Source organism: Bizionia paragorgiae, assembly GCF_900107625.1.
Classification (GTDB): Bacteria; Bacteroidota; Bacteroidia; order Flavobacteriales; family Flavobacteriaceae; genus Bizionia; species Bizionia paragorgiae.
In genome coordinates, this window is record NZ_FNQK01000022.1 from 1 (window position 1) to 23,871 (window position 23,871).

The following is a 23,871-nucleotide window of genomic DNA, read 5'->3' on the forward strand; positions in this document are numbered from 1 at the left end:
GTCATCCGTGTTCCCTGTGCTACTAAATTCCAATCGCGTTGTACAACCTGATTCGTATTTTTATCTAACCATCTGCGACGTTTTACGTGAAGATAGACTGTATTACCTCGAAGTGGAAAATCTTGAATAGTGACTTCTTTGTGAAAACCATGAGCAACAAGCATTTTGGATTTCTCCTCTTTAGGAATCACATTGCGCTCTTCAAAATAAAGGTGCATTACTTCACCATTTTTTGTGTTTTTTATTAAATCGAAATGATTAATTAAAAATTCAGGGAGAATAAGTTTTAGTAATTCTAAATAATTCTCCACGGCTATTTTTTTTTACAAAAATCGTAATCTTATTTCAATTCACACACAACTTTTGAGATTGATCCAAAAAAACCTCCAACAGTAGCGTTGGAGGTTTTTTTGTATGTGTACGGAAACGTTTATTATAAACCGAATGCCGTTTTTATTTGATCAACATGATCTAGTTTTTCCCATGTAAATAACTCAACTTCTAAGCTTTTTTCATGACCGTAAATATCTTCGAACGTTTTTGTTACCGTTTCATTTTTTCGTCCCATATGGCCATAAGCAGCAGTCTCACTATAAATAGGGTTGCGAAGCTTTAAGCGCTTTTCGATAGCTGCTGGTCTCATGTCAAAAATAGTTTTTACTTTTTCGGCAATTTCTCCATCAGTCATATTAAATGGGCAGGTACCGTATGTGTCAATATAAATACTTACAGGCTCTACAACACCAATAGCATAAGAAACTTGAACTAAAACTTCATCACAAACACCTGCTGCAACTAAGTTTTTAGCAATATGTCTCGTCGCATATGCTGCGCTTCGATCTACTTTACTAGGGTCTTTTCCAGAAAAAGCACCACCACCATGAGCGCCTTTTCCGCCGTAGGTATCTACAATAATCTTACGACCTGTTAGTCCGGTATCACCATGTGGTCCACCAATAACGAATTTTCCTGTCGGATTTATGTGGTAGGTAATAGTGTCGTTAAATAGAGCTTTTAAATCCTCAGGTAGTTTGGCAATTACACGAGGGATTAATATCTCTACAAGGTCCTTTCTAATTTTAGCTAGCATCGCCTCATCAGCCTTTGCAATATCCTCTCTAGATTTAGATGCCGGTTTTATAAAATCGTCATGTTGCGTAGAAATAACAATCGCATCAATACGCTGAGGTACATTGTCATCGCTATATTCTATGGTTACCTGGCTCTTAGAATCTGGTCTTAAATACGTAATGTCTTTCTCTTCTCGACGCAATGCTGCTAGTTCAATTAAGATTTTATGAGATAAATCTAAAGCCAATGGCATATAGTTTTCTGTCTCTCGAGTGGCATAACCAAACATCATACCTTGATCTCCTGCACCTTGCTCTTCTTTGTTTTCCTTGTCTACACCGCGATTAATATCTTCACTCTGCTCATGAATTGCAGAAAGTACACCGCAAGAACTGCCGTCAAACATATAAGCGCCTTTAGTGTAGCCTATTTTGTTAATGGTGTCTCTTGCAATTTTCTGAACGTCTAAATAGGTGTTCGATTTTACTTCACCTGCCAAAACAACCTGCCCTGTAGTGACTAATGTTTCACAAGCGACCTTAGATTCTTTGTCGAAAGCAAGGAAATTATCGATTAATGCATCACTAATTTGATCAGCTACTTTGTCTGGGTGTCCTTCAGAAACACTTTCCGAAGTAAATAAATATGCCATTTTTCTATTATTTTTTGTCAGAAGATTTGACGAAAACGTCTAAGGAAGTATACACTGCCTTTAGCATTTTTTAATGAGGTTGCAATCAGTCAAATCCTTCCTCGTTTAATTTGAAGCACCAAAAATACAAAATTTTAATAATTGTAGTCCAAACTAGACGTTAAAAAGTCGTTAACACTTTAAAAGCGTTTAGCCCTCAGTATTTTATAGCTCCATGTGTTTTTGATGCTCGCAAAGCGTATTCCCATTTTTATTTAACAATAGTAGAATTATAATGTGTTTTAATGGGCATATTCACTAACTTTAAATAGACCTTTTAAACCACTAACTATGCCTGTTCAGCCTAAATTCACGCGATTTAATCAAAATGTACTTTCTAAATATCAAATTTATAATAGCATATTTATGACCTTACCCTTCGATGCGGTTACAAAAACAGGTGTTTTACTCCCCTTATTTTATGATACCTGTAAAAAAGGTTTTGAAAAGGGTGATAATCCTACGGCGATTGTAGAGTCTTTTTTTGCGAATTATCAAAGTAAACGCAATACGTCCAGTCAGGTGAATCTTCTTTTTCGATTTATTCAGTATATAGAACGCCAAGTCGTGCTGTTTGATGCTATTGAAGATGCCGCGTTTTCTGTGGTGAATAATATGGATGGTCTTGGTACGCTTCGAAGTTTAAAAGAAACAGCCGCTGCAGAAAAAAAGATGGATGAGTTACAGGATTATTTAGAAGATTTTAAGGTGCGTATTGTGCTTACGGCTCACCCCACACAGTTTTATCCGGGTGCTGTTCTAGGGATTATTACCGATTTAACGCGTGCGATAAAAGAAAACAACCTCTTACGCATTCAGGAATTGCTGGCGCAGTTAGGGAAGACACCGTTTTTTAAACATGAAAAACCGTCGCCCTACGATGAGGCAGTAAGCTTAATTTGGTATTTGGAAAACGTGTTTTACTATTCTTTTGGTTCGATTTACGATTATATTCAGCAAAATATATTTGATGGAAAACACATTAATAACGATATTATAAATATTGGGTTTTGGCCAGGGGGAGATCGTGATGGTAATCCGTTTGTTACACCCGAAATCACCTTAAAAGTTGCTAACAGACTTAAAGAGACTATACTAAAAAATTATTATAAAGACATTAGAGATTTAAAACGAAAACTGACCTTCGATGGTGTTGAAGAGCATGTTCAGCGCTTGGAAACCGAATTGTATACTCTTGTGTTAAATGAACCTTCGGAGTTCACAGTCGCTGGCTTAGTTTCAGGATTAAAACACATTAAGCAGATTGTAGAAGATACACATCAAAGTTTGTATGTCGATGATATCGAGAGCCTCTTAAATAAAATTCATCTCTTCGGTTTTCATTTTGCAAGCTTAGATATTAGACAAGATAGCCGTGCTCATGATAAAGTCTTTACTGAAATGGTGTCCGTTTTAATACAAAGTGGGAGTTCTATTTTTCCTCATAATTATTTATCACTATCCGAAAAAGAACAAGTACAATTATTAGCCAAGGTAAGTGGGAAGATAGATCTGTCTCTTATAACAGATGACGATACCTCTAAAACATTGCGAACTATAGAAGTTATTAAAACCATTCAGGATAATAATGGTGAACGGGCCTGCAATCGTTACATTATTAGTAATAATCAAACGACTTTAAATGTGATGCAGGTCTTTGCTATGTTAAAATTAGTGGCCTTTCAAGACCAGCTCACGGTAGATATCGGTCCGCTATTCGAAACCATAACCGATTTAGAGAATGCCCATAAGGTTATGGAAGAACTCTACACTAATCCCGAATACCGCGCGCATTTGAAACAGCGCGGTAATAAGCAAACCATAATGTTAGGTTTTAGTGACGGTACAAAAGATGGGGGGTATTTAATGGCAAACTGGGCGATTTATAAAGCTAAAGAACGCTTAACCGCTATATCTAGAGCTCATAATATAACCGTGTTATTTTTTGATGGCCGTGGCGGTCCGCCAGCGCGTGGTGGTGGTAAAACTCATAATTTCTATGCGTCGTTAGGGCCTAAAATTGAAGATAAAGAAGTGCAACTTACTATTCAAGGACAAACCATAAGTTCTAATTTCGGAACTTTAGATTCGTCTCAATACAATTTGGAGCAATTAATAAGTTCTGGAGTGCGCAACCGGTTAAGCGATACAGATCTAAGTATGACAGCCGAGAATATTGCCGTTATGGATAACTTGTCAAAACGGAGTTATAAGGCCTATGTAGATTTTAAAAGCCACCCTAAATTTATCCCGTACTTAGAGCATATGAGTACTTTAAAGTATTATGCTAAAACTAATATTGGCAGTCGTCCGTCAAAACGAGGAAAGAGTGAAGGTCTGGTTTTTGAGGACTTAAGAGCGATTCCTTTTGTGGGCTCTTGGAGTCAGTTAAAACAAAATGTGCCAGGCTTTTTTGGTGTTGGAACGGCCTTGAAATATTATGATGATGCCGGGGAGTTTGAGAGCGTAAAACAACTTTATCAAACATCAAATTTCTTTAGAACACTCATTGAAAACAGTATGATGTCCTTGTCAAAATCATTTTTTGACCTTACAAAATATATGTCTGAAGATCCTGATTACGGAGCGTTTTGGGAAATTATATATGAGGAATATAGAATTACAAAGGCTCTAATCCTAAAACTTACAGGCTATACCGAATTGATGCAAGAAGAACCTGTAGGAAAAGCGTCTATAAGTATTAGGGAATCGATTGTGCTACCGTTATTAACGATTCAGCAGTATGCGTTAAAAAAGATTCAAGAATTAGAAAAAGCAGAAGTGAGAGATGAGAAGCAAATCGATATATTTCAAAAAATAGTGATGCGTTCCCTTTTCGGAAATATTAATGCCAGTAGAAATTCGGCCTGAGATTAAAACACGATAAGGTTAAATCTGAGACTAATAAAAGCAGGGCTCAGTATTCTGAAACCCCTTTCTTCTTTTTTGTATAATATTATACTGATAGGGTTCTTACTCTTTTTAATAATTGCTTTACTTTTGCAGCTTAATTAAACCATGAGATGAGGTCTTTTTTTGTTGTTGTTTTTATATTAAATTGTTTTTATGGGATTTCTCAAGAGGATAAAAATCCTTTTACTATTGATGTGAATGCCTTCTATGGAACTATTTTAGAACACAACCCGGATATTGCTCATTTAATTACAGGACACCCTACCGGACTTATTATAGGGTATAATCAAAAAACTTTTGGGCAAAAAGCCTGGGAAAGTCGTTATAATTATCCCGATTACGGAGTATCTTTTACCTATCAGGATCTAAAAAACGAGCATTTAGGGGAGGCTTACGGATTGTATGCTCACTTTAATTTTTATTTCTTGAAACGACATTTAAAATTCAGAATCGCCCAAGGTTTGGCGTATGCTACTAATCCCTACGATAAAGAAACTAATTATAGAAATAGCGCGTATGGATCCGATTTACTGAGTTCTACCTACTTTATGCTCAATTACGATAAGCCAAATATTTTTAAGGGCATCGGACTGCAAGCTGGGATTTCTGTGATTCATTATTCGAACGCTAATTTTAAAGCTCCCAATAATTCTACAAACAGTTTTGTGTTTACCGTAGGAGCTAATTACATGTTTGGTTATAATAATCAGCCGGAGTATATCCCTTCATCTGAGGAGAAAACATTTACCGAAAAAATCCGATATAATTTTGCTTTTAGAGCAGGTGTGAATGAGAGTGATGTTAATCATATGGGGCAATACCCTTTCTATATTGTTTCGGCGTATGCCGATAAACGTATAAATCGTAAATCGGCTTTTCAAGCAGGAACCGATGTGTTTTTCTCTACCTTTCTAAAAGAATTAATTACCTATTATTCTATCGCATTCCCTGAGGATAATGTGTCTGGTGATGAGGATTATAAACGTGTCGGGGTTTTTGTTGGGCATGAGCTATTTATAAATAAAATATCACTGATAACACAGTTGGGGTATTACGTGTATTATCCGTACGATTTTGAAGGTCGTATCTATAACCGAATTGGTTTAAAACGTTATTTTGGTGATAAGGTATTTGGTGCGATAACCCTAAAAGCACATGGAGCAAAGGCTGAAGGTGTAGAATTTGGAATTGGGATAAGACTATAAGAAGCATGAGAAAATTAGCAGCTATATTCGTAGTATTGGTTTTAATGAGTTGTAACGGCGAGTCTGTACCAGATTGTTTTCAGAATTCTGGAGATATTATAGAAAAGTCGTTTGCTGTAGAGGACTTTTTAGCTATTACCGTTCATGAACGTATTGAAATGATTGTGAAAGAAGCGCCTCTTTATACGGTAACAGTGCAAACTGGGGAGTATTTAATGAGTGATATTGATGTGGTAGTGGATAACGGAAGATTGGTATTGAGGAACAATAATGCTTGCAATTTATCTCGCGATTATGGTATTACAAAAATAATTGTGACGGCACCAAATCTTACCGAAATTCGAAGTAGTACAGGGCTGCCCGTTCGTAGTGAAGGGGCATTGAATTATGAGACTTTAAAACTGGTCTCGGAAAATTATAGAGAAGATTTTTATACCAGTGGTGTTTTTGAATTGGAAGTGAATGCCTCTCAGTTATTTTTTATAATGAACGGTTTATCGAGTTCGTATATAAGTGGGGCAACAACACATTTAAATGTTTTCTACGCTTCAGGAGATGCGCGATTTGAAGGTCGTCATCTTTTAGCTGATCATGTTACTATTTATCATCGCGGTACTAATGATATTACGGTGAATCCGCAGGAATCCCTTAAAGCTAACCTCGTGAGTACGGGTAATGTGATTGCGGTAAATACACCGCCCGTTCAAGATATTAACGAGCAGTATACTGGACGCGTTATTTTTGAGTAATAGCTGTTTTTTAACGTCTAGCTAGTCAGCTCTCTAAATAAAGTCTCTAAACTAGCATTTTTCTGATTTAATTGAAGGATTTTAAGTTCATTATCATGAGCAAAATCAAAGACGTGAGAACGCATATCTTCGAGAGTTGAAAAAGTGATTTCATAAACAAAATCGAAAGTGTTTACCACTGTTTTTACATGAGGTAGTCGTTGTAGGAAAGCCGTTTCAACACGATAATCAAATTCTACAATCACCACCTGCTCTTGCTCGTCTCGTAAGTCTTTAAGTTTTTTATCGGCGACGATTTCCCCTTTGTTAATAATTATTACACGGTCGCACATCGCTTCAACCTCTTGCATAATATGAGTCGATAAAAAGACGGTTTTTTCCTTACCTATTTGGCGTATAAGTTGTCTTACATCTACCAGTTGGTTAGGGTCTAATCCTGTAGTGGGTTCGTCTAAAATTAAAACATCAGGGTTGTGTAATAGGGCATTCGCTAGTCCCACCCGTTGTCTGTACCCTTTAGATAGTGCGCTTATTTTTTTGTGAGCTTCTGGGCTTAAGCCCGTTAAAGTAATCACTTCTTCACGTCGCGCTTTTGAGACGTTGTAAATAGAAGCGTTAAAGGCTAAATACTCCCTAACATATTGTTCTAAATACAAGGGGTTGTGTTCTGGTAAATACCCAACACTCTGCTGTACCTTTTTTGGTTGTAAGGCTACCGAATGTCCGTTAACCTCCGCCTCCCCTTTAGTAGGGCTGATAAAAGTGGTGAGAATTTTCATCATCGTCGATTTACCAGCGCCATTTGGTCCTAAAAACCCAACAATTTCAGGTTTGTTTACAGTAAAAGAAACATTGTTTAAGGCTTTTTGATTGCCGTAAATTTTTGAGATATTTTCAACTTTTATAGACATACTTAAATTCTTTGCTTCAAAAATAAACATTAAAAGTTTTAATTAGTCGATTCCCATTAAATCTTTAAATCTTCACCTGTTTACCCTTGCGGATAAAAGTACTTTTTGTTAATAAAAAGAGGTAGTGCTATACTAATTGTGATTTTTATTTTGCTTTAAGATGTTGTAAATGAGATTGTTGTGTGGTTTTTAAAAAATAAGTATAGTGGTGTTATTAGGTCAGTAGAAATTATTTATATACATTTGAACTATAATTAGCCGCTAGGTAATAGCGCAATTTTAAAATGAAAGCAACTCAGAACACATATTTTAGCTGGTATTATTTCTTTATTAACTTAAAGAGCGAGACCTGCTATATGTAATTTTGATACCTCATATATTTATACACTAGTCTCGATCTTTATCGGGACTTTTTTTTGCTCAAAACCGAACTAAAAATTTAATTACAATGCCTAAAACAGTTGCTATACAGGGAATAAAAGGATCGTTTCATCATATTGTTTCACAGCAGTATTTTGAAACTGCAGTCGACGTTGTGGAGTGTCGCTCTTTTCAAGATACGGTTGCGGTAGTATTAAATAAACAAGCCGATATGGCGATTATGGCTATTGAAAACTCTATTGCGGGATCTATTATACCAAATTATGCTTTAATAGATTCTAATAATCTTCAGGTAGTGGGGGAGTATTATTTAGATGTTCAGCATCACCTTATGGCATTACCAAATCAGGATATATACGCTATTAAAGAAGTGCATTCTCACCCGATGGCTTTATTGCAGTGTGCAGCTTTTTTTAAGGGGTACCCGCATATTAAATTGGTAGAGGCTAAAGACACGGCTGAAGTGGCTAAAGAAATTCAGTCCAATCAAAGTCATGGCATAGCCGCTATAGCAAGTGCTTTGGCAGCTGAGCTTTTTGGTTTACAAATTTTAAATGCAAGTATTCAAACTATAAAACATAACGAAACACGCTTTGTTTTTGTTCAGCGACTTTTAGGACAGGGCACTACGCAAACGTTAGATAAGGCCTCTATTAAATTCGAATTGGAACATAAACGAGGTAGTTTAGCAGCGGTTTTAAATGTATTGAGCGATTGTAAAATTAACGTTACAAAAATCCAATCCTTACCAATAATTGAAACCCCTTGGAAGTATGCTTTTTTTGTCGATGTTACTTTTGATGAATACAAAAGCTTTGAAAAAGCAAAACAGATATTAGACTTAATGACCACGCACTTAAAAGTGATTGGTGTATATAAAAACGCGAAATAATAATGGAAGTAGCAACGAGGTTACATGCAGTAGAAGAATACTACTTTTCGACCAAATTAAAAGAGGTACGTGCGCTAAAAGCACAAGGTAGCCCCATTATAAATTTGGGTATTGGAAGTCCCGATTTAGATCCGCCAAAAGGAGTGGTTTCAGCCTTAGTAAATAGTATGACTGAGGCATCGGCAAATAGCTATCAAAGCTATCAAGGCTTACCAGAATTACGTTTAGGGATGGCTAATTTTTACAAGAAACACTTTAATGTGTTGGTTAACTCTGATACCGAAGTCCTGCCGTTAATGGGAAGTAAAGAAGGTATTTTGCATATTTCTATGGCTTTTTTAAATCCAGGTGATGAGGTGCTGATTCCAAATCCGGGGTACCCCACCTATCTTAGTGTTACTAAATTAGTAGAAGCCGTTCCTGTATTATATGAGCTAAAAGCTAAAAATAATTGGTTTCCAGATTTAGACACTTTGGAGCAGCAAGATTTAACTAAGGTGAAATTAATGTGGGTAAATTACCCTAATATGCCTACTGGAGCAAAAGCATCAGCCGAGCAATTAGAAGCCTTGGTAGCTTTTGCTAAAAGACATGATATTTTATTGGTTAATGACAATCCCTATAGTCTAATATTAAATAACGAGCCACTCAGTTTGTTAGCTGTAGAGGGAGCAAAGGCGGTGTGTTTAGAGTTAAATTCACTAAGTAAGACTTTTAATTTAGCAGGGTGGCGTGTAGGTATGGTGATCGGTTTAGATAGTCATATTAAAGCGGTGTTAAATGTAAAAAGTAATATGGATTCTGGTATGTTTTATGGTATTCAAAAAGGAGCAATTAAAGCCTTAGACGTATCAGACGATTGGCTTACGACATTAAATGCAGAGTATAAAAGGCGAAGAACCGCTATATGGGAATTGGCAGAGCGTTTAAACTGTACCTATAATAAAAACGCTTCGGGACTTTTTGTTTGGGCAAAATTACCGGAAGGCGAGGATTCGGAGCTAGTGGTTGATCGCTTACTAAGAGAGTATCATATTTTTGTAGCTCCTGGGTTAATTTTTGGAAGTCAAGGTCGTGGTTACTTGAGACTATCTCTGTGTGCACCGCTAAAAGACATACAAACAGCAATACAACGATTATGATACAAACGGTTTATATAATTGGAATAGGGCTAATAGGAGGGAGTTTAGCCAAAGACATAAAGAAGTCACGACCTGATATCACTATTCATGGTATTGATACGAGTGCTCAGCATCTAAACGAGGCCTTGGAGTTGGGGATTATAGACGAAAAAACAACGGTTGAAGCTATAGATAAAGCCGATTTAATTATTCTTTCAACACCGGTAGATGCTGCCGTTAAGTTGTTGCCCATGTTATTGGATCGCGTTTCTGATTTCGGGTTGGTTGTTGATGTAGGCTCAACGAAATCAGAAATTTGTAAGGTGGCTAATGCTCATGCTAAACGCAGAAACTTTCTGGCTATGCATCCTATTGCTGGAACAGAATTTTCAGGTCCCAAAGCTGCCGTAGCGAATTTGTTTCAACAAAAAACTAATATTGTATGCGAAATTGAAAAAACAGCCTTTAAGCTTCAGGAGAAAGCCTTAAATTTATTCGCATCTTTAGGAATGCGTATGCGTTATATGCATCCCGAATCGCATGATAAACATATAGCTTATATGTCGCATTTGTCACATATTAGTGCCTTTATGTTAGGGAAAACAGTTATCGAAAAAGAAAAAAATGAGCGTGATATTTTCGACATGGCAGGCAGTGGTTTTGAAAGCACCGTTAGATTAGCAAAAAGTTCACCGGCGATGTGGACCCCTATTTTTAAACAGAATAAAGACAATGTTATTGAAACATTACAAGAGTATATAAGTAATTTGACACATTTTAAAACCCTTTTAGAGTCGGATGATTTTGAAGGTGTTTATAAAGAAATGGATGAGACTAATTATATTAAACAGATTTTAAACGGCATACAATAGCGCTGTCACAGAAAAGAAAAGAATATGAAGAACACAAAAGAAATGAGAAACTGGTTGAATGATTTAGGGTTAAATCATCCCTTAGTTATCGCAGGACCTTGCAGTGCAGAAACCGAAGAGCAGGTATTAAAAATTGCTCACCAACTTAAAGATACCGATGTTAGTTATTTTAGAGCTGGGATATGGAAACCGCGAACACGCCCAGGTATGTTTGAAGGTGTTGGGGCTTTGGGTTTAAAATGGTTACAAAAAGTAAAAGCCGAAACAGGAATGAAAACCTGTACTGAAGTCGCTAATGCCGCACACGTAAAATTAGCTATAGAGCATGATGTGGATTTGTTGTGGATTGGTGCGCGCTCTACGGTGAGCCCGTTTATTATGCAAGAGCTTGCCGATGCCTTAGAAGGAACAGATAAAATTGTACTCGTTAAGAATCCGGTAAATCCCGATTTGGCACTGTGGTTAGGTGGTATAGAACGTTTGTATAACGCCGGAATAAAAAACCTAGGCGCAATTCACCGCGGGTTTTCAACCTACGAGAAATCAAAATATAGAAACATTCCAGAATGGCAATTAGCGATTGATTTTCAAAATAAATTCCCCGATCTACCATTAATAAACGATCCATCTCATATTACAGGAAAACGCGATATGGTTTTTGATGTGTCGCAAACCGCTTTAGATTTAAATTTTGACGGACTCATGGTCGAAACACATTTTGATCCCGACAATGCATGGAGTGATGCTGCACAACAAATAACACCACAGGCCCTGGTGCAAATGATGGTGGATCTAAAAATTAGAAAAGAAAGTGATCCGGAAGCAAAATTTAATCAGGATTTAAGTACGCTCCGTGCAAAAATTGATGTGGTCGATCAACAAATTATTGACTTACTAGCTAAGCGTATGCAAATAGCTGATAGCATTGGCGGACTTAAAAAAACGAAAAATGTGGCTGTATTACAAAGTAAACGCTGGAACGAGATTTTAGGAAAAATGGTGCTTCAAGGTGAAGAAAAAGGGCTGAGCGAAGAATTTATTTTAAAGCTCTTTAAAGCCATTCATCAAGAGTCTATTAACCATCAGGAAAAAGTGATTAAAGATTAAACCGTTTTAACTACATGCTTTTGTTGTGAAACAGCACAATAATTTTCATCTTTGTAATAATGACAGGACTCGTATATAAATCTACAGGAAGTTGGTACACCGTAAAGAACGAACTCGGTGTGACTTACGAATGCCGAATAAAAGGAAAGTTTCGGTTACAAGGCATAAAAAGTACTAATCCCATTGCTGTTGGCGATTATGTAGATTTTGAGCTCGATACTAAAAGTGATAAGGAAACAGGGGTAATAACCACCATTCACGACCGTCACAATTATATCGTGCGTAAATCGGTAAACTTATCTAAGCAAACTCATATTATAGCTTCCAATATCGATCAAGTGTTTTTATTAGTCACTATCGATAATCCGCCAACATTTACCAGTTTTATAGATCGGTTTTTGGTGACCGCAGAAGCGTATTCTGTTAAAGTAGTTATATTGTTTAATAAGGTAGATACTTACGACGAAGATACTTTTATGGAAGTAAAATACCTCGCGCATATCTACAGGAAAATAGGCTATGAGTGCATTGGTATTTCAGCGGTTACCGGAAAAAATATCGACCAGGTAAAGGGCTTGATGAAAGATAAGGTGAGTATGTTTACCGGGCATTCTGGTGTTGGTAAATCGACACTTGTAAATGCAATAGAACCCGACTTGGATTTAAAAACAAAAGCCATTTCCTCTCAACATAGCCAAGGCCAGCATACCACGACCTTTGCCGAAATGTTCGACTTGAGTTTTGGGGCTAAAATTATAGATACCCCGGGAATTAAAGGATTCGGAATTGTAGATATGGAAAAAGAAGAAATAGGAGATTATTTCCCCGAGTTCTTCGCCTTAAAACAAGACTGTAAATTTAATAATTGCCTGCATATCGAAGAACCTAAATGCGCAGTAAAAGATGCTTTAGATCGCGATGAAATTGCGGCATCTCGCTATGCGAGTTATGTGCAAATGATTGAGGGAGACGAGCAACATTATCGAACCGATATTTGGGAAAAAGAATAGGGTAAAATACGCGTAGTAAAAAGAGTAAACGTAAATGAGAGCAGTTATTCAAAGGGTGTCTCAAGCCCAAGTTACCATCGCTAACAAAGAAGTGGCAGCTATTAAAACAGGGCTTTTAATACTGTTGGGAATTGAGGCTAGTGATGAGGCGTCGGATATCGAGTGGCTCGCAAATAAAATTGCAAATCTTCGCATATTTGACGATGAAAACGGAGTGATGAATAACTCCCTACTAGCAACCAATGGCGATGTGATAGTGGTGAGTCAATTTACACTGCACGCCAGTACCAAAAAAGGAAACCGGCCAAGTTATATTAAAGCCGCACGTCCAGAAATAGCTATTCCCTTGTACGAAAGTTTTGTCAAAGAAATGGAGCGGGTGATAAGCAAGCCTATTCAAACCGGTGAGTTTGGTGCCGATATGAAAGTGGGCTTGGTTAACGACGGCCCAGTAACCATCCTCATAGATACCAAAAATAAAGACTAACGGTTTACAATTTATAATAGTAATTAGGAGCTTAATCCTGCTCTCGGCAGTCGCTTCCCTATAGTTAGCACTATAGCAAGAGCTCCAACAAAGCCTCCATCAGGGCTAAAACAAAATAGAAAAATATGGATATTAAAAACGCACAATTAGAAGTCGATAGTTGGATTAAAACCCACGGTGTTCGTTATTTTAATGAGTTAACCAATATGGCTCAACTTACCGAAGAAGTCGGGGAGGTGGCTAGAATTATAGCACGACGCTACGGTGAACAAAGTGAAAAAGAAAGTGATAAAAATAAAGATCTTGGCGAAGAACTTGCCGATGTGATGTTTGTGGTCTTATGCTTAGCAAATCAAACAGGAGTCAATTTACAAGAGGCTTTCGATAAAAAACTAGATCTTAAAACAAAACGCGATCACGATCGCCATCACAATAACGAGAAATTAAAATAGAGCCCCCCTTTTAATTTGTAATAGGGGTGTTTAGCCTTTATGTAAGCTATGGATATTCATCTTCAAAAATCGGAATTGTATAAGGAGTCGGTAACACTAGAGATAACGGGTTCTAAAAGCGAAACCAATCGTTTGTTATTGCTGCAGGCTTTATACCCCGCATTGCGCATAGAAAACGCTTCAAATTCCGACGATTCGAAAGTGATGACTCAAGCCTTGTCTTCAAATACGTTGGTTGTAGATATCCATCATGCAGGTACGGCGATGCGATTTCTTACGGCTTATTTTGCCATGAAAGCGGGTAAAACAGTAACTTTAACAGGGTCGCAACGGATGACCGAGCGACCTATAGAGATTTTGGTGAATGCTTTAGACGTATTGGGAGCAGACATTTCATATCAAAACCACAACGGGTTTCCGCCTTTGGTTATTAAAGGTAAAAGCTTAGTAAAACATAAAGTTAGTCTTCAAGCCAATGTGAGTAGCCAGTATATTTCGGCATTATTACTTATCGCACCCCAATTAAAAAACGGATTGGAATTAACCTTACAAGGTACAATGACCTCGGTGCCTTATATAAAAATGACTCTTGATCTTTTAGAGCAAATTGGAGTGGAAACTACGTTTCAAAACCAGGTGATTACGGTATTTCCAAAACCTGATGGGGTAGAGCAACAAACCATAGTCGTAGAATCCGATTGGTCTTCGGCTTCCTATTTTTACAGTTGTGTGGCGTTAAGCTCGGTGGGAACAAGTATCACCCTAAAATCTTATAAAAAAACGAGCTTGCAAGGCGACTCTGTATTGGCGGAATTATATAAAGAATTTGGTGTGTCTTCTAAATTTAGAGACCACTCATTAATACTAACCAAAACAGAAGAGGTAGAAAAAGATACTGGTATAGCTTTTAATTTGGCAAACGCTCCAGATATTGCTCAAACGATAACGGTAACCGCTTTAGGTTTAGGTTTATCATGTGATTTAACGGGACTTCATACCCTGAAAATTAAAGAAACCGACCGTTTAGAAGCTCTTAAAACAGAAATTGAAAAATTAGGAGGTAAAATTAATGTGACGGAGAGTAGTTTGCATTTGGCTAAAAATGAAAAATGTAATCCGGATATTTCCATAGCAACGTACAACGATCATAGAATGGCTATGGCTTTTGCGCCCTTGGCTTTAAAAATTCCAATCCGAATTGAAGACGCATCGGTAGTTTCAAAATCATATCCTGAGTTTTGGGACGACCTAAAACGTATCGGTTTTCATTTTAATAAATAATAATCAGTCATTTACTTGACAACCCCTATCTTGAGATTGTATATTTGTAAGCATAACATAAATTAAACTAAATGAAATTATCACATTTTGGCTTCGAATTACCTGAAGAATTATTAGCGGAGTACCCTTCTGAAAACAGAGACGAATCGCGTTTAATGGTTTTAAACCGAAAAGAGCAAACCATAGAACATAAAATGTTTAAGGATATCATCGATTATTTTGATGAAGAAGATGTTATGATTCTTAATGATACTAAAGTTTTTCCAGCACGTTTATTTGGTAATAAAGAGAAAACGGGAGCTAGAATAGAGGTGTTTTTATTAAGAGAATTAAACGAAGAACAACGCCTTTGGGATGTTTTGGTAGATCCGGCGCGAAAAATAAGAATTGGGAATAAATTATACTTTGGTGAAGACGAAAGTTTAGTCGCTGAGGTTATTGATAATACGACTTCTAGAGGAAGAACCTTACGTTTCTTATACGATGGGTCTTACGAAGAGTTTAGAAAAAAATTACATGAATTAGGAGAAACACCACTTCCTAAATACATAAAAAGAGAGGTCGAGCCAGAAGATGAAGAGCGTTACCAAACTATTTTTGCTAAAACAGAAGGAGCAGTAGCAGCACCAACTGCAGGATTACACTTTTCTAAGCATTTATTAAAACGATTAGAAATTAAAGGCGTAGACTTTGCAGAGGTAACATTACACGTAGGATTAGGAACATTTAATCCTGTGGAAGTAGAGGATTTATCGAAACATAAAATGGATAGTGAAGAGGTTTTTATTGGCCCTCAAACTGTAGAGAGAATTAACAGAGCGTTAAAAGAAAGAAAGCGTATTTGTGCAGTAGGTACTACGGCAATGCGTGCTGTAGAAAGTTCGGTGTCTTCAAGTGGTACACTAAATGAAATTAATGGATGGACAAATAAATTTATCTTCCCTCCTTACGATTTTAGTATTGCGAATTGTATGATCACTAATTTTCACACGCCAAAATCAACCTTGTTAATGATGGCTTCTGCTTTTGCAGGTCATGATTTTATTAAAAAGGCTTATGAGGAAGCTGTTAAAGAAAAATATAAATTCTACAGTTATGGTGATGCCATGTTAATCATCTAATAACTACGATATACAGTATTAAAGGCCTCAATTTATATTAGTTGAGGCTTTTTTTATGCCTAACAAAATCATAAAAAATAATCAAAAATCGTTTATCGTTAAACGATTCACTATTTTTGCAATACTTATGGCAGAACAAAAAAAAGACATACGGGCATTAACAAAGGAACAGCTTCGTGCATTCTTCGAAAAAGAAGGAGATAAAGCCTTTAGGGGTAATCAGGTTTATGAATGGTTATGGAGCAAAGGAGCTCATAGCTTTGAGGATATGACCAATTTATCTTTAGAAGCTCGTGAGATGTTGGCTGATAACTTTGTGATTAATCACATTAAAGTCGATACCATGCAACGCAGTAGTGATGGTACGGTTAAAAATGCAGTACGATTACACGATGGTTTAATCGTGGAGTCGGTTTTAATTCCTACAGCAAATAGAACCACAGCTTGTGTTTCTAGTCAGGTAGGATGTAGTTTAGATTGTAAGTTTTGCGCTACTTCGCGTTTAAAACGTATGCGTAACCTTAATCCTGATGAAATTTACGATCAAGTTGTGGCTATCGATAACGAAAGCAGATTGTATTTTGACAGGCCCCTAAGTAATATCGTCTTTATGGGAATGGGAGAGCCTTTAATGAACTATAACAATGTTATTAAGGCTATCGACAAGATTACATCACCGGAAGGCTTAGGGATGTCGCCTAAGCGTATTGTGGTGTCCACTTCTGGAGTGCCTAAGATGATTAAGAAAATGGCTGATGACGAAGTGAAATTTAACTTAGCAGTTTCCTTACACTCGGCAATCGATGAGGTGAGAACAGAAATCATGCCTTTTAATGAGCATTTTCCATTAAAAGATTTACGAGAGGCTTTAGAATATTGGTATGCTAAAACAGAACGTAAGATTACATACGAATATGTTGTTTGGAAAGGTATAAACGACAGTCAGAAAGATATTGATGCTTTAGTTCAATTCTGTAAGTATGTGCCGTGTAAAGTGAATATTATAGAGTATAACCCTATTGATGATGGGCAGTTTCAGCAAGCCGATAATCAAGCATTGGATAATTATATCTACCATTTAGAAAAAAATAGAATTGTTGTAAACGTACGACGAAGTCGAGGAAAAGATATTGATGCAGCCTGCGGACAATTAGCTAATAAGAGCTAGTTAACCTTGGATATAAAATAAAAAAGCGACCTTGTGGTCGCTTTTTTTTGTGCTCGGTTAAAAGGATTAATTCTTAATTATCTTTAAAACTTTTGCTTTTCCGTCGATAAACACTTTTACTAAATACACCCCGTCTTGGAAACCAGACATGTCAATATATTCTGTTTTCTTAGATAGTGGTTGATTTAATGTTTCTTGTCCTAAAATATTGTTAATTTGAATGCTTGTAAATCCAGCATCAATTGCAGAATTCAATTTTAAAACGTCTGTGTTTTTATTGTAAAAATAAGAGAATCCATTTGATGTAAATTTATCAGTACTCAAAGTAGAGGTGATATTAGAATCAAATAGTAAAATGAATCCAGTTGCTCCAGCTCCAAAACTACGGTAAGCAATGTGGTAGTCACCAGTAGAACTAGGTGTAAATTGATGAATCTCTTCGTAAGCTTGAGTTTCCAAATCAGCAAACGCTATAACATCTGGGATGTTAGCATTAGAGAACAAAGTTGCTACCTGGGTGGCTGTAGAGCTTGGGCCGTCTATAATAAACGCTTCTAAGCTTCCAGAGCCTCCTGTTGTATTAAAACGGCTAACAACTTCGTAAGGAGTTCCTGCGTCTAAAGTAAAGGCTGGACTGACTAACCAATCGTTTTTAGTACCAGTTGCAGAATTTCCGTTGGTTGCAAATGTTTCGGGCGTACCATCTCCATCTAAATCTAAATCCTGTTGAGAGATCCAAGAAATTCCATCACCATCAACGTCTTCTTTCTCATAGCATACTAAAAAAGAATTATTATCATCAAAAGTTTCAGCAAAAGGATCTGCATAATTACAAGCAACAGCAGTTTCTGTAATTTCAAAATCAAACCCTGCAGCATCCCATCTGTCGTCAAATACAATATAGTAAGTAGTTCCATTTGTTACTTGAAATGTTACTTCAGATAAGTAATTTCCACCATTAAGATCCACATCATCATTGGCGCCTTCACAAACTAATGTACCACATGGTCCAGAATACACGTTAATATTTGTGTCTCCTCCAGTGTTGGCAGCAAGGTCTGTGCTTACGGTTACCACACCGTCTAAAGTAGAGGTGTAAGAAAACCACTCGCCAGCAGTCGAAACGGGTTCATTATCACATACTAATGTTGGTGCTGTCCCATCTATTGTAGCAACAGTTGTTATTCCTGCAGTAATAGCTTGTGCAGAAGCGCAGTCGTTTTGTGCATAACTCATAAAGCTATAAGCAAATGCAGAAAGAAATAATAAAGTAATTTTTTTCATAATTTTCTGATTTTTAGATTAATAAGTTAATATAGTAAAAAAATCAATACAATTTACGCTTAATATGTTGAATAGTATTTTTTTTGCAATTGACTAAAAAGGCCTGCACATAGAAATGTGCAGGCCTTACTTTTATTAGTAGTCTATAGATTTTATACTACTGCTTTAAAACTTTAATTGTTTTAGAAGTGTTACCAATATAAACTTTAACTAAATAAACACCATCAGTTAAGCTTTTCATACTAATAGATTCTGTTTTGTTAGTTAATTTTCTATTTATTACTTTTTGTCCTAAAATAGAATACACTTCAATAGAAGAGAAAGCAACGTTAGCAGAATCTAAAGATAATTCTTTTGTGTTTTTATTATAGAAATGACTAAATGAATCTTGGGTAAAATCGCTAACTGATAAAGTAGGATCTGCTTCCGTTGTAAAGCTCCATATAGCCGAACCTACAGCTTCTCCACCTGCGTTTTTAGCAATAATTTGCCAGTAATATAGGGTAGAGTACTCCATACCTGTTATATTAACTTGGTCATTAGGAGTGTTTCCTAATAGGTTAAGGTTATTCGCTGCATCACCTAAATAAACATCATAAGAAGTCGCAATATCTCCTGTCGCAGCTGGAGTCCAGTCAAAAGCAACTAACATATCAGGATCTGTGTCGGGGTCTGTTCCATCAGCAGGGTCGACAAAAACGTCAACAGCTCCATCAGATGGAGTCGGTGTCATAACTGGATTAGGAGCACTAACGTTAGAACTCATTAATACATTATCTAAGCGGAATAAATCGCCATCATTTTGCTCTAAAACAAAAGCAACATAAATACTTTGACCTACATAAGCAGATAAATCGATGCTTCTTGTAGAACCAGCCATTGTTGTTTGAGAATGCGCGATTTGCGCCTCAGTTTGTGTGTCTACAATAGTAAAATCGGCATGAGTGGTTTGTGTTGCAGTCGAAACTCTTACCGTGTAAATTGATCCATATTCCGTACTACCACTATCAATACTGTCAAAAAACAATAAGGGTGCTGTTGCTAAAACGGTAAATTGTGGAGTAACAAGCCAGTCTTCAGATCTTTGCCCACCACCTAAAGCCTCCCAGACGCAAACTGCCGTTCCAGTATCAAAAGCTTCTCCTTTCCAGTTTTCTACTGTCCCTAACCCGTTAGTGCCAATAAAAGAGGTCCATCCAGCTGGAGGGAAGGCCGTGCCTTCAAAGTCTTCAGATAATTGTGCGCTAGCAGTCGCGCTTAAGAAAAGAGTAAGTAATAATAAAGTAATTTTTTGCATAATTTTATTTTTTTGAATTAATTAGCTAATATACATAAAATTTTTGAAGGGATAATTCGGAATTAATATAATGTAATATTTTTCAGACGGAATAGTTGTGTTATTTTATGAAATCTAGTGCTTTGGCTTCAGCTTTTATTTTGTAATTTTGAATTATTCATAAATACACCTTTTAAACTGTTGAAAATCACCGAAAAAATAAAGCAGCCCATAGCCTTCGAAATGGACCTTTTCGAAAAGAAATTTCGATTAGCGATGTCTTCTAAAGTGGCTTTATTAAATAGAATCACGCATTATATTGTAAACCGCAAAGGGAAACAAATGCGGCCAATGTTCGTGTTTTTGGTTGCGAAAATGGTATCTAAAGGAGAGGTTAAAGACCGTACCTATCGCGGTGCTTCGGTAATAGAACTTATTCACACAGCAACTCTAGTGCATGATGATGTAGTAGACGAGAGTAATTACCGCCGTGGTTTTTTCTCGGTAAACGCGCTTTGGAAAAACAAAATTGCCGTACTTATTGGCGATTTCTTGTTATCTAAAGGTTTGTTATTGTCTATAGATAATAATGATTTCGATTTGCTTAAAATTATATCTGTCGCCGTAAGAGAAATGAGTGAAGGCGAGTTGCTTCAAATTGAAAAAGCAAGAAAATTAGACATCACCGAAGCCATTTATTACGAAATTATTCGTCAAAAAACAGCAACCTTAATCGCCGCCTGCTGTAGTTTAGGAGCTGCTTCTGTGAAACCAGAATCTTCAGATGTAGAAACTATGCGAAAATTTGGAGAGCTTATTGGAATGGCATTTCAGATAAAAGATGATTTGTTCGATTACGGTTCTACGGCAATTGGTAAACCAGTAGGTATTGATATTAAGGAACAAAAAATGACTTTGCCTTTAATTTATGTTCTTAATACCTGTACTAAAAAAGAGAAAAAATGGTTAATCAACTCCATAAAAAATCATAATAAAGATAAAAAACGTGTCAACGAAGTTATAGATTTTGTGAAAGAAAATGGCGGTTTAGATTATGCTGTAAGTAGAATGAAAACGTTTCAGACGGAAGCTTTAGAGATTTTGGATCACTATCCAGATTCAGAATTTAAAGAAGCGCTGCAAACTATGGTGAATTACGTTATCGAAAGAAAAAAATAAAAGGACTCTTGCTTGTAATCCTCATAATAGATTTTTAATGTAGTTAGCAGTTCAATAATTTTGAGAATTAAAAAGCCTGAAGCTAATGCTTCGGGCTTTTTAATATAATAAACAGGTTTTTATTTAATCGACCTCAAAAGTGATTTTTACGTTCACTCTAAAGTCAACCACTTCATTGTCATTAACTCGCGCACTTTGTTCTTGAACATAAACTGAACGAATATTTTTCAGACTTTTTCCTGCGTGCTTAACTGCTTTTTTAGTTGCATCTTCCCAGCTTTTTTCTGAGTTAGCTAACACTTCAATTACTTTTAATACTGCCATAATAGTTTTATTTTTTAATTAATAGTCTATTAAGGTACAAAAATTAAACGTAAAGTGTAGTGAATCAGTTAATAGTTCAAGGTAGTAAATCTTGATTTTAGATGAGCTTAGCCGTTTATAGCTTCAACAGTATTTACTTTACCTTTTAGCATCTCTTTTAGCATATTTTCAATACCGCTTTTAAGAGTGAAAGTAGAAGAAGGGCATCCGCTACAAGCACCTTGCAAGATCACTTTAACGACTTTCGTATTGGGATCATAAGATTCAAATTGAATATTTCCACCATCGCTAGCAACGGCTGGTTTTACATATTCTTCTAAAATATTAATGATTTCTTTAGAGGTATCGTCTAAAGTTTCAAAATGAGCATCAATTTTTTCTGTAGTTTTTTCTAAAACTTCAGGAGCGTTTGGCGAAATAATGTCTTTGCCATTTTCAATATAACTTCTAATAAACTCTCTAAGTTCGCTAGTAATATCATTCCATTCTGCCACATCGTATTTTGTTATAGATACGTAGTTCTCGTCTATAAACACACTTTTTACAAAAGGTAAATGAAATAACTCTGTAGCTAGAGGAGAAAACTTAGCCGTGTCTATTGAAGTAAACTCGTAAGTCGCCGTTACTAATTTTTTGTTAGCAACAAATTTTATTACGGATGGGTTTGGTGTGCTTTCAGCATACACCGTAACAGGAACTTTTTTTGGCTTAGCATCTTCTTCAACAGCAATACCACCATTGTTTAAATAGTCCTCTATTTGTGTGGCAACTTCCTGTTCAACAGCGTCCCATTCTACAATGTTAAAACGCTCGACTGCAATAAAATTACTAGTGATATATACTTTTTTTACAAATGGTAAATAGAATAACTGTTGTGCTAAAGGCGATGATTGGGCTTCGTCTATGTTATTAAATTCAAAACTTTGGTGCTGAGTTATAAATTTATTTAATTCAAATTTAACAATTGAATTATTTGATGTTTTTTGAATGGATACTTTAAAAGAATTCATTTGAATATATTTTTTTGCAAAAATACTAAAAGAAAAGCATAGATATCCATATATTTGGTTTTTAAAGTGTTTTCAATTCGTCGAAGATTTAGGTATTTGGACTAAATCATTTTAAATTGAAACCTTTAACAAACGAATTCAAAAAATAAGAAGTAAATTCATATATTTGACTACGTTTATAATTTATTTAACAATTCGGAGTTTATTATTAAGGATAGGATGATAATAAATAGTTAGATCGCTATCTCCTTTAAAGAAAGATTATGAGATTACAAAAGTTACTAATATTAGCTGTTTCTGTGTTTTTTTGCTCGCAATTTGCTAATGCCCAAGAAGGGCTTCCAATTTATTCTGATTATTTAACAGATAACTATTATTTAATTCACCCCTCTATGGCCGGTGTAGCAAACTGTTCTAAGATTAGAATAACAGGTAGACAACAGTGGTTTGGTGATGATAATGCGCCTAAACTTTTAACAGCTAGTGTTAACGGACGTATAGGTGATACGCAATCGGGAATAGGAGGTATTGTATATTCTGATAAAAACGGTTTTCATTCGCAAACAGGAGCTTATTTTACCTATGCTCACCATATATTATTCTCAAGAAGTGAAGTAGATTTAAATATGTTATCGTTTGGATTGAGTGCTGGTGCAGTGCAATATAAATTAGACGAGACTTCATTTTTATTTGATGGTCCAGATCCAATTATTGGAGGAATTGAGCAATCGGCGACAAACTTTAATGTTGATTTTGGATTCTCTTATCACTTATACGAGTTTTATGCGCATGCTACCGTAAAGAACCTTTTAAAGAATGAAGGCGTTAACTTTAACGAGCAAGGTATTAGCTACGATAATTTAAGAACGTATTTATTTTCTGTCGGAAATACATTCTCTAAGTACAATAGCGAATGGAGCTTTGAACCTTCAGCGATGTTTATGTATAGAGATGCGACTGAAGAGGCTTCTATAGATGTTAACTTAAAGGCTTATAAGCAAATGGAATTTGGTAAACTTTGGGGAGGATTATCTTACCGTAGAAGTTTAGACGGTGCGGAATTTGTTGATGGTTCTGGAGTGAACAGTCAGAAATTACAATATATAACACCACTTTTAGGTGTGGATTTAAACAACTTTGTATTTGCATACACTTATAGTTACCAAGCGAATTCAGTAGTGTTTAACAATGGTGGTTTTCACCAAATAACATTAGGATATAACTTTGGTTGTAAGAGAGAACGTTACAGTTGTAACTGTCCAGCAATTAACTAACAATTATAATAGTATAGTAAAAACCCCGATAACTCGTTATCGGGGTTTTTTATGCCCTTTTGTTTGCTCAGGTCTAAGTGTGCTTAAAAGCG

At 36.1% G+C, this 23,871-nt stretch carries 22 protein-coding genes; 15 read left to right on the forward strand and 7 right to left on the reverse strand.

Going from position 1 to position 23,871, the window contains the following annotated elements; genetic code table 11:
• A partial coding sequence (locus BLV64_RS13100) for an ISAon1 family transposase N-terminal region protein (protein WP_092136307.1) occupies nucleotides 1-311 on the reverse strand: 311 nt, incomplete at its 3' end.
• 122 nt (nucleotides 312-433) lie between these two features.
• A complete protein-coding gene (gene metK / locus BLV64_RS13105) occupies nucleotides 434-1,723 on the reverse strand; it encodes a methionine adenosyltransferase (protein ID WP_092136309.1) in 1,290 nt (429 codons plus the stop codon).
• A gap of 330 nt (nucleotides 1,724-2,053) precedes the next feature.
• On the opposite strand from metK, the gene BLV64_RS13110 reads away from it, so the two are divergent.
• The 3 genes from BLV64_RS13110 to BLV64_RS13120 all read left to right on the forward strand — a co-directional run bounded on the left by BLV64_RS13110 (nucleotide 2,054) and on the right by BLV64_RS13120 (nucleotide 6,629).
• Complete coding sequence (locus BLV64_RS13110) at nucleotides 2,054-4,633, forward strand: phosphoenolpyruvate carboxylase (RefSeq protein WP_092136311.1); 2,580 nt, start codon at nucleotides 2,054-2,056, stop codon at nucleotides 4,631-4,633.
• A gap of 152 nt (nucleotides 4,634-4,785) precedes the next feature.
• On the forward strand, nucleotides 4,786-5,880 hold the full coding sequence (locus tag BLV64_RS13115) for an acyloxyacyl hydrolase (RefSeq protein WP_092136313.1): 1,095 nt from the start codon (nucleotides 4,786-4,788) through the stop codon (nucleotides 5,878-5,880).
• 5 nt (nucleotides 5,881-5,885) lie between these two features.
• Nucleotides 5,886-6,629, forward strand: coding sequence for a head GIN domain-containing protein (locus BLV64_RS13120; RefSeq protein ID WP_092136315.1), 744 nt, complete (start codon nucleotides 5,886-5,888; stop codon nucleotides 6,627-6,629).
• Nucleotides 6,630-6,646: 17 nt separating this feature from the next.
• Here BLV64_RS13120 and gldA read toward each other — a convergent pair whose 3' ends face one another.
• Nucleotides 6,647-7,540: a gliding motility-associated ABC transporter ATP-binding subunit GldA gene (gldA, locus tag BLV64_RS13125; RefSeq protein ID WP_092136392.1), complete on the reverse strand. Its 894-nt coding sequence runs from the start codon at nucleotides 7,538-7,540 to the stop codon at nucleotides 6,647-6,649.
• Between the two features lie 448 nt (nucleotides 7,541-7,988).
• Between gldA and BLV64_RS13130 the strand changes: the two genes are divergently transcribed.
• From BLV64_RS13130 to rlmN, 10 genes are all read left to right on the forward strand, one after another.
• Nucleotides 7,989-8,813, forward strand: a complete 825-nt coding sequence (locus BLV64_RS13130) for a prephenate dehydratase (protein WP_092136317.1) — start codon at nucleotides 7,989-7,991, stop codon at nucleotides 8,811-8,813.
• Complete coding sequence (locus BLV64_RS13135; protein WP_092136319.1) at nucleotides 8,813-9,955, forward strand: pyridoxal phosphate-dependent aminotransferase; 1,143 nt, start codon at nucleotides 8,813-8,815, stop codon at nucleotides 9,953-9,955. Before BLV64_RS13130 ends, BLV64_RS13135 begins: the two co-directional genes overlap by 1 nt.
• On the forward strand, nucleotides 9,952-10,806 hold the full coding sequence (locus BLV64_RS13140) for a prephenate dehydrogenase (RefSeq protein ID WP_394332350.1): 855 nt from the start codon (nucleotides 9,952-9,954) through the stop codon (nucleotides 10,804-10,806). Before BLV64_RS13135 ends, BLV64_RS13140 begins: the two co-directional genes overlap by 4 nt.
• Nucleotides 10,807-10,830: 24 nt before the next feature.
• Nucleotides 10,831-11,913, forward strand: coding sequence for a bifunctional 3-deoxy-7-phosphoheptulonate synthase/chorismate mutase type II (locus BLV64_RS13145; RefSeq protein WP_092136321.1), 1,083 nt, complete (start codon nucleotides 10,831-10,833; stop codon nucleotides 11,911-11,913).
• A gap of 59 nt (nucleotides 11,914-11,972) precedes the next feature.
• On the forward strand, nucleotides 11,973-12,923 hold the full coding sequence (rsgA, locus tag BLV64_RS13150) for a ribosome small subunit-dependent GTPase A (RefSeq protein ID WP_092136323.1): 951 nt from the start codon (nucleotides 11,973-11,975) through the stop codon (nucleotides 12,921-12,923).
• 34 nt (nucleotides 12,924-12,957) lie between these two features.
• Nucleotides 12,958-13,410, forward strand: a complete 453-nt coding sequence (dtd, locus tag BLV64_RS13155) for a D-aminoacyl-tRNA deacylase (RefSeq protein WP_092136325.1) — start codon at nucleotides 12,958-12,960, stop codon at nucleotides 13,408-13,410.
• Between the two features lie 125 nt (nucleotides 13,411-13,535).
• Entirely contained in the window at nucleotides 13,536-13,862 is a 327-nt protein-coding gene (locus BLV64_RS13160) for a nucleotide pyrophosphohydrolase (RefSeq protein WP_092136327.1), read from the forward strand.
• Between the two features lie 48 nt (nucleotides 13,863-13,910).
• Entirely contained in the window at nucleotides 13,911-15,143 is a 1,233-nt protein-coding gene (locus BLV64_RS13165) for a 3-phosphoshikimate 1-carboxyvinyltransferase (RefSeq protein ID WP_092136329.1), read from the forward strand.
• 71 nt (nucleotides 15,144-15,214) lie between these two features.
• A complete protein-coding gene (gene queA, locus BLV64_RS13170; RefSeq protein ID WP_092136331.1) occupies nucleotides 15,215-16,264 on the forward strand; it encodes a tRNA preQ1(34) S-adenosylmethionine ribosyltransferase-isomerase QueA in 1,050 nt (349 codons plus the stop codon).
• Nucleotides 16,265-16,391: 127 nt separating this feature from the next.
• A complete protein-coding gene (gene rlmN, locus BLV64_RS13175; RefSeq protein WP_092136333.1) occupies nucleotides 16,392-17,432 on the forward strand; it encodes a dual-specificity RNA methyltransferase RlmN in 1,041 nt (346 codons plus the stop codon).
• 66 nt (nucleotides 17,433-17,498) lie between these two features.
• On the opposite strand, the gene BLV64_RS13180 is transcribed toward rlmN, so the two are convergent.
• Nucleotides 17,499-18,716, reverse strand: a complete 1,218-nt coding sequence (locus tag BLV64_RS13180) for a T9SS type A sorting domain-containing protein (protein WP_092136335.1) — start codon at nucleotides 18,714-18,716, stop codon at nucleotides 17,499-17,501.
• Nucleotides 18,717-18,873: 157 nt separating this feature from the next.
• Nucleotides 18,874-20,013 carry a T9SS-dependent choice-of-anchor J family protein gene (locus tag BLV64_RS13185; protein WP_092136337.1) on the reverse strand — a complete coding sequence of 380 codons (1,140 nt, stop codon included), beginning with the start codon at nucleotides 20,011-20,013 and terminating at the stop codon, nucleotides 18,874-18,876.
• A 180-nt stretch (nucleotides 20,014-20,193) separates the two neighbouring features.
• Here BLV64_RS13185 and BLV64_RS13190 point away from each other — a divergent pair, with 180 nt between their 5' ends.
• Nucleotides 20,194-21,171, forward strand: coding sequence for a polyprenyl synthetase family protein (locus BLV64_RS13190; RefSeq protein WP_092136339.1), 978 nt, complete (start codon nucleotides 20,194-20,196; stop codon nucleotides 21,169-21,171).
• A 123-nt stretch (nucleotides 21,172-21,294) separates the two neighbouring features.
• On the opposite strand, the gene BLV64_RS13195 is transcribed toward BLV64_RS13190, so the two are convergent.
• Nucleotides 21,295-21,495 (reverse strand): dodecin family protein, encoded by a 201-nt coding sequence (locus tag BLV64_RS13195; protein ID WP_092136341.1) that lies wholly within the window; start codon nucleotides 21,493-21,495, stop codon nucleotides 21,295-21,297.
• Nucleotides 21,496-21,602: 107 nt separating this feature from the next.
• The gene (locus BLV64_RS13200) at nucleotides 21,603-22,505 is read right to left on the reverse strand and encodes a NifU family protein (protein WP_092136343.1); all 903 of its coding nucleotides are present in this window, start codon (nucleotides 22,503-22,505) and stop codon (nucleotides 21,603-21,605) included.
• Nucleotides 22,506-22,768: 263 nt separating this feature from the next.
• Between BLV64_RS13200 and BLV64_RS13205 the strand changes: the two genes are divergently transcribed.
• Nucleotides 22,769-23,779 (forward strand): PorP/SprF family type IX secretion system membrane protein, encoded by a 1,011-nt coding sequence (locus BLV64_RS13205; protein WP_092136345.1) that lies wholly within the window; start codon nucleotides 22,769-22,771, stop codon nucleotides 23,777-23,779.
• Nucleotides 23,780-23,871 lie beyond the last annotated feature (92 nt).